We start from the raw sequence: 6,049 nt of genomic DNA on the forward strand, positions 1-6,049 counted from the left end.
CTCCCGGACCTGACCGAGCAGGACGTCGAGGTGGTCGACGCGTGGTGGCGCGCGGCGATGTACCTCACGGTCGCCCAGATCTACCTGCAGGAGAACGCGCTGCTGCGTGAGCCCCTGGCCGTTGGGCACGTCAAGCCGCGTCTGCTCGGCCACTGGGGCACCAGCCCCGGCCTGGCCCTGGTCTACGCCCACGCGTCGCGCCTGGTGCGCGAGACCGGCCAGCGGGCGGTCTACCTGGCCGGGCCGGGCCACGGCGGTCCGGCGCTGGTCGCCGCGTCGTGGCTGGAGGGGACGTGGAGCGAGACGTACCCCGACCTGACCCGCGACGCCGCCGGGCTGCGACGCCTGGTCCGGCAGTTCTCGACACCGGGGGGCATCCCCAGCCACGTCTCGGTGACCACGCCCGGGTCGATCCACGAGGGCGGCGAGCTCGGCTACGTCCTGCTCCACGCCTTCGGCGCCGTGATGGACGACCCCGACCTGCTGGCCGTCGCGGTGGTGGGTGACGGCGAGGCCGAGACCGGCCCCCTGGAGGGCTCCTGGAAGGGGATCTCCTTCCTCGACCCGGTCCGCGACGGGGCGGTGCTGCCGGTCCTGCACCTCAACGGGGCCAAGATCAGCGGGCCGACCGTGCTCGGGCGCAAGGACCCCGCCGAGGTGCGGGCCCTGCTGACCGGTCACGGGTACGAGGTGCTCGAGGTCGAGGGCTCCGACCTGCCGGGGATGCACCACCGGTTCGCCGCGGCGCTGAGCACCGCCTGGCGCCGCATCCGCGAGATCCAGCAGGCCGCGCGCAGCGGGGACAGTGACGGGACCCGGCCGCGGTGGCCGATGATCGTGCTCCGTTCCCCGAAGGGCTGGACCGGACCGCACGAGGTCGACGGGGTACTCGTCGAGGGCACGTTCCGCTCCCACCAGGTGCCGCTGTCCCGGGTGCGGGAGGACCCCGCCCACCTCGCGCTGCTGGAGCGGTGGCTGCGGTCCTACCGGCCCGAGGAGCTCTTCGACGAGGCCGGACGACCCACCACCACCCTGCAGGACCCGGTCGGGGACCTGCGGCTGAGCGCCGCCCCGGCCGCCAACGGTGGGACGACGACCCGCCCGCTGGTCCTGCGCCACCTGCGCGACTACGCCGTCGACGTGCCCGCCCCCGGGGTGGTGCAGCAGGAGTCGACGCGCCGCCTGGGACGGATGCTGCGCGACGTCTACGTCGACAACCCGACCAGCTTCCGGCTCTTCTGCCCCGACGAGACGACGAGCAACCGGCTCGGCGACGTCCTGGAGGTCTCCGACCGGGCCTTCGCCGAACGCGTCGATCCGGGCGACGTCCACCTGGCCCACGACGGTCGCGTCATGGAGGTGCTCTCCGAGCACAGCTGCCACGGCTGGCTGGAGGGCTACACGCTCACCGGCCGGCACGGGCTCTTCGCGACCTACGAGGCCTTCGCCATGGTCAGCGCGTCGCAGACGGTCCAGCACATGAAGTGGCTCGAGGAGGCCGCCGCGCTGCCGTGGCGGGCCCCGGTGCCCAGCCTGAACCTGCTGCTGACCTCCACGGCGTGGCGCAACGACCACAACGGCTTCTCCCACCAGGGACCCGGGCTGCTGCAGGTCGTGCTGACGCACCGCGGCTCGGTGACCCGCGTCTACCTGCCGCCGGACGCCAACTGCCTCCTCGCGGTCGCGGAGCACTGCCTGGGCTCGCGCTCGTACGTGAACCTGGTCGTCATCGACAAGCAGCCGCAGCTGCAGTGGCTGGACCTCGAGGCGGCGGCCGCGCACTGCGCCGCCGGTGCCGGGACCTGGGACTGGGCCGGGCACGACGACGGCCCGGGGGAGCCGGACGTGGTGCTGGCCTGCGCGGGCGACACCCCGACGCTGGAGACGGTCGCGGCCGCGCAGATCCTGCGCGAGCGGCTGCCCCGGCTGCGGACCCGGGTGGTCAACGTCGTCGACCTGATGTCGCTGAGCCCGGACCACCCGCACGCGCTGGCGGAGACGTACTTCCGCGAGCTCTTCACCGACACCGTCGACGTGGTGCTCGCCTTCCACGGCTTCCCCGGGGCGATCCACCAGCTGGTCCACGGGCGCCCGGACCCGGGGCGCTTCCACGTCCGCGGGTTCATCGAGCAGGGCACGACGACCACGCCGTTCGACATGACGGTGCTCAACCGGATCTCCCGGTTCCACCTCGTCATCGAGGCGATCGAGCGGGCGCGGACGACGCCGCCGGGCGCCCAGGCCGTCGTCGACTGGTGCCACGCCCGCCTGGCCGAGCACCACGCGTACGTGCGTGAGCACTTCGAGGACCTGCCGGAGATCCGGGACTGGAGCCTCGAGGGCTGACGCGTGCGTCAGGCCCGGCGGGGGACCCGGCGGCCCCGGACGTCGTCGGTCACCAGGGTCAGCCACTGTGAGGTCAGGCCGGCCTCCCAGGGCTGGGTCCGGGGCGCCGACCACAACGAGGCCAGGACGGCCGCCTCCTGCACCCGTTGGGGGATGCCGGAGACGGTGACCGACCAGGTGGGGGGTCCGCCGTCCTCCGCGTCGTCGACCTGGAAGGTCACCGGCCGCTCACGGGCGCCGCGGACGGCGGGCCCGAAGGCGGCCGCCCGGAACCGCAGCTCCGAGCCCTGCAGCACGTAGGTCGTCACCACCACGACCACGCGGTCCTCGACGACGAGGCAGATCCGGCCGAAGGAGCGCGAGCCCAGCAGCGTCCGGCAGGTCCCGGCGTCCAGCTCCTCGAGGGCGGCGCTCGTCCCTAGCCCGCGAGTGGCCACGTCTGCTCCTGTCTGGTCATGCCACCAGCCTGCGGTCCGTCGACCGACCGCGGACAGGGCACGGCGACCCGGTGGGCCGGGCTTTCGGTCCCGGTCGGCCCGGCGTCGTCAGCGGGTCCCCCTCAGGCTCCGGGGGACGCCGCGGTCGAGCTCGGCGCCCTGGTCGAGGCGGACCTTCACGTCGACGAGGTGCAGGCCGTCGACGTCGACGAGCACGGGGTTGAGGTCGAGCTCGGCTACCTCCGGCACCTCGCTCGCCAGCGCCCCCAGCGCCGTCACCGCCCGCTCGAGCGCGGCGACGTCGGCCCGCGGGGCACCGCGGTAGCCGTCCAGCAGCGGCCAGGCCCGCAGCGACCGGACCGCGCGCGCGACCGTGCCCGGGTCGAGCGGCGGCAGCAGGAACACCCGGTCGTCGAGCAGGTCGGTGGTGGTGCCGCCCGCGGCGACCATCACGAGCGGGCCGAAGGTGGGGTCGCGGACCAGGCCCAGCGCCATCTCCACGCCCCGGGCCATCGGCTGGACGACCACGTCGACGGCCTCGGCCCCCAGGCCCAGCTCGAGCCCGAACGCGGTGACAGCGTCGGCCACCTCCACCTCGGAGGTCAGCCCGGTCCGCACCAGGCCCCGGTCCGACTTGTGCACCACCCGGGGGTCACCGACCTTCAGCGCCACGGGGAAGCCCGCCAGGACGGCGGCCGCCACCGCGCCGACGGGCCCGCGGGCGGGCGTGCCCTCCGGGTCCAGGTCGTAGGGCGCGAGCAGCCGCCGGGTGGTCTCCAGGTCGAGCCACCCGGTCTCGTGCCCGGTCAGGCTCCGCGCCACGGTCGCCCGGGCGTCGTCGAGCGGCGCCGGGTCGGTGCGGGGGACCGCGAGCCAGGCGGCGTACCGGCTCGCGCGGGCCAGCGCGTCGACCGCCTCCGGCACCCCCGGCAGCGACGTGACGCCCGGGACGCGGGGCACGTCGCCACCGGTGCCGATCGTGACCAGGAGGACCGGCACCCCCGGACGCGTGGACCGGGCCTGCGCCAGGGCAGCGGCCAGGGGACCGGGGTCGGCGACGAGGGTCGCGACGAGGACCACGAGGAGGGCGTCCACCTCGTCCGAGGCGAGCACCTCCTCGACGACGGCGGTCAGCACGCCGGGGTCGGCGCCGGCGCCGAGGTCGACCGGGTTGGACGCGCCGGCCAGGCCCGGGGCGACGGTGTCGAGGCGGGCCCGGAGGTCGTCGGTGAACGGGGTGACGACCAGCCCGGCGCCGTCCGCCGCGTCGGCCGCGAGGACACCGGCGCCACCGGCGTTGGTGACGACCGCGACCCGCGGGCCGGCCGGGTGCGGCTGCTCGGTCAGCACCAGCGCGGTCGCCGCCACCTCCTCCACGGAGCGGCACACGACGACGCCGGCGTGACCGGCGAGGGCGTCCACGGCGGTCGAGGACGTGGCGGTGGCCGCCGTGTGGGAGGCCCCCGCGCGCCGGCCGCCGGCCGACCGACCGCCGGCGACGAGCAGGAGCGGCTTGGTCTCCGAGAAGCGGCGGGCCAGGCGGGCCAGCTTCGGGGCGTTGCCGAACGACTCGAGGTACAGCGCCGCGGCCGTCACCTCCGGGTCGTCCATCCAGGCGCAGAGCAGGTCGTTGCCGGACACGTCGGCCTTGTTGCCCAGGGAGACGAAGGTCCGCACGCCCAGGCCGGTACGCCGGGCGACGTCGAGCAGGGCCACGCCGACGCCGCCCGACTGCGAGGCGACGGCGAGCCCACCGACCGGGGGCACCAGGTCGGTGAAGGTGGCGTTCAGCCGGACCGCGGGGTCGTTCGCGACCACACCGAGGCAGTTGGGCCCCACCAGCCGGATGCTGTGGGCGCGGGCGAGCCGGACCAGCTCGCGCTGCTGCTCGACCCCGGCGGGGCCGGTCTCGGCGAAGCCGGAGGAGACGACCACGACCACCCGGGCCCCGGCGGCAGCGGCGTCGAGCAGCACTGCGCCGACGGCGGGGGCGGGCACCGCCACGACGACCAGGTCGACCGGCCCGGGCGCGTCCACGACGCGCGGGAACGCCGGGACCCCGGCGACCTGCGTCGCGGTGGGGTGGACCGCGACGAGCGACCCGGCGAAGCCGCCGCGGACCACGGAGCCGAGGACCGCGGCGCCGATCCCGGCACCGTCGCGGCGGGCCCCGACGACGGCGACCCCCGCGGGCGCGGACAGGGCCGCCAGCGACCGGGCTTCCGAGGCGATCTCGCGCCGGTCCGCCGCGGCCACGGCCGAGGCCGACGCGGTCGTCGACATGCGTACCTCGACCACGCCCTGCGAGGTCACCCGGTCGACGGTGAAGCCGGCCGCGCGGAACACCTGGGTCATCGCCCCGTTCTCGGCGAGCACGTCGGCGGTGAACCGTCGGACGCCGAGGTCCCGGCCGGCCGCGGCGAGGTGCTCGAGCAGGAGTGCGCCGAGCCCGTGGCCACGCTCGTCGTCGGCGACCAGGAAGGCGACCTCGGCGGTGGCGGGGTCGACCCGCTCGGCCGTGGCCAGCGCTACGACCCGGCCGCGGACCAGCGCGACGAGGGCGATCGCGGCCGGGGTGTCGGAGAAGAGGTGCGCGACGTACTCGCGGCCGAGGCGGCGCCCGAGGGCGAAGAACCGGAAGCGGAAGCTGCCGTCGGAGACGCCGTCGTGCAGCTGCGTCAGCGCCTCGCGGTCGTCGGGGCCCAGGGGGCGGACCACGGCCACGGTGCCGTCGTCCAGGAGGACGTCGCTCACCGTGACGGGGGTCCCGTGGGGTCCGCCGGGTGCCGCTGGATGCTGCCGGGCCGGCCCTGGCCGGACGCGGGGGAGACGTCGGCCTGGTGCAGGACCCGTCCGGTGACGGTGGTGGGGAAGAGGGCGAACGTCATCCACCGCAGGCCCTCGGGCCACGGGGCGGGGACGGGCCAGTCGGCCGGGGTCTCGCCGGGCCCGGCGACGACGTGCTCGGCGCGCCCGCGCACCAGCACGCTCCAGCCCGTGTGCGCGTGCTCGTCGACGTGGTCGACCTCGAAGGCGGCCTGCTGGTGGGGCAGGTGGACGGCCAGCTGGTCGTAGGAGGCGGTGCGGACCCAGATCCGGCCCTCGGCGACCCGGTAGTTCAGCGGCACGATCACCGGACCGTCGCGGTCGACGTAGGCCATCCGGCCCACGGTGCCGCGCGCCAGGTGCTCCCAGCACTGCTCCGGGGTCATCTCGCTCAGCGCCCCGCGGGCGGGGGGTGCGGGTGTGGGCCTGTACCTTATACA

4 protein-coding genes are annotated in these 6,049 nt (G+C 75.7%); 1 reads left to right on the top strand and 3 read right to left on the bottom strand.

Annotated features, from left to right (window positions below):
• Window positions 1–9 precede the first annotated feature (9 nt).
• The gene (locus GV155_RS20180; protein ID WP_160012099.1) at window positions 10–2,346 is read left to right on the top strand and encodes a phosphoketolase family protein; all 2,337 of its coding nucleotides are present in this window, start codon (window positions 10–12) and stop codon (window positions 2,344–2,346) included.
• A gap of 8 nt (window positions 2,347–2,354) precedes the next feature.
• On the opposite strand, the gene GV155_RS20185 is transcribed toward GV155_RS20180, so the two are convergent.
• From GV155_RS20185 to GV155_RS20195, 3 genes are all read right to left on the bottom strand, one after another.
• Window positions 2,355–2,783, bottom strand: coding sequence for a pyridoxamine 5'-phosphate oxidase family protein (locus GV155_RS20185; RefSeq protein ID WP_160012093.1), 429 nt, complete (start codon window positions 2,781–2,783; stop codon window positions 2,355–2,357).
• A gap of 108 nt (window positions 2,784–2,891) precedes the next feature.
• On the bottom strand, window positions 2,892–5,537 hold the full coding sequence (locus GV155_RS20190) for a bifunctional acetate--CoA ligase family protein/GNAT family N-acetyltransferase (protein ID WP_160012095.1): 2,646 nt from the start codon (window positions 5,535–5,537) through the stop codon (window positions 2,892–2,894).
• Window positions 5,534–6,049: pyridoxamine 5'-phosphate oxidase family protein (locus tag GV155_RS20195; RefSeq protein WP_236554542.1), on the bottom strand; the 516-nt coding region annotated here is incomplete at its 5' end. The genes GV155_RS20190 and GV155_RS20195, both read right to left, overlap by 4 nt.

The sequence above is a fragment of the Nocardioides sp. AX2bis genome (assembly GCF_902506435.1).
Lineage (GTDB): Bacteria > Actinomycetota > Actinomycetes > Propionibacteriales > Nocardioidaceae > Nocardioides.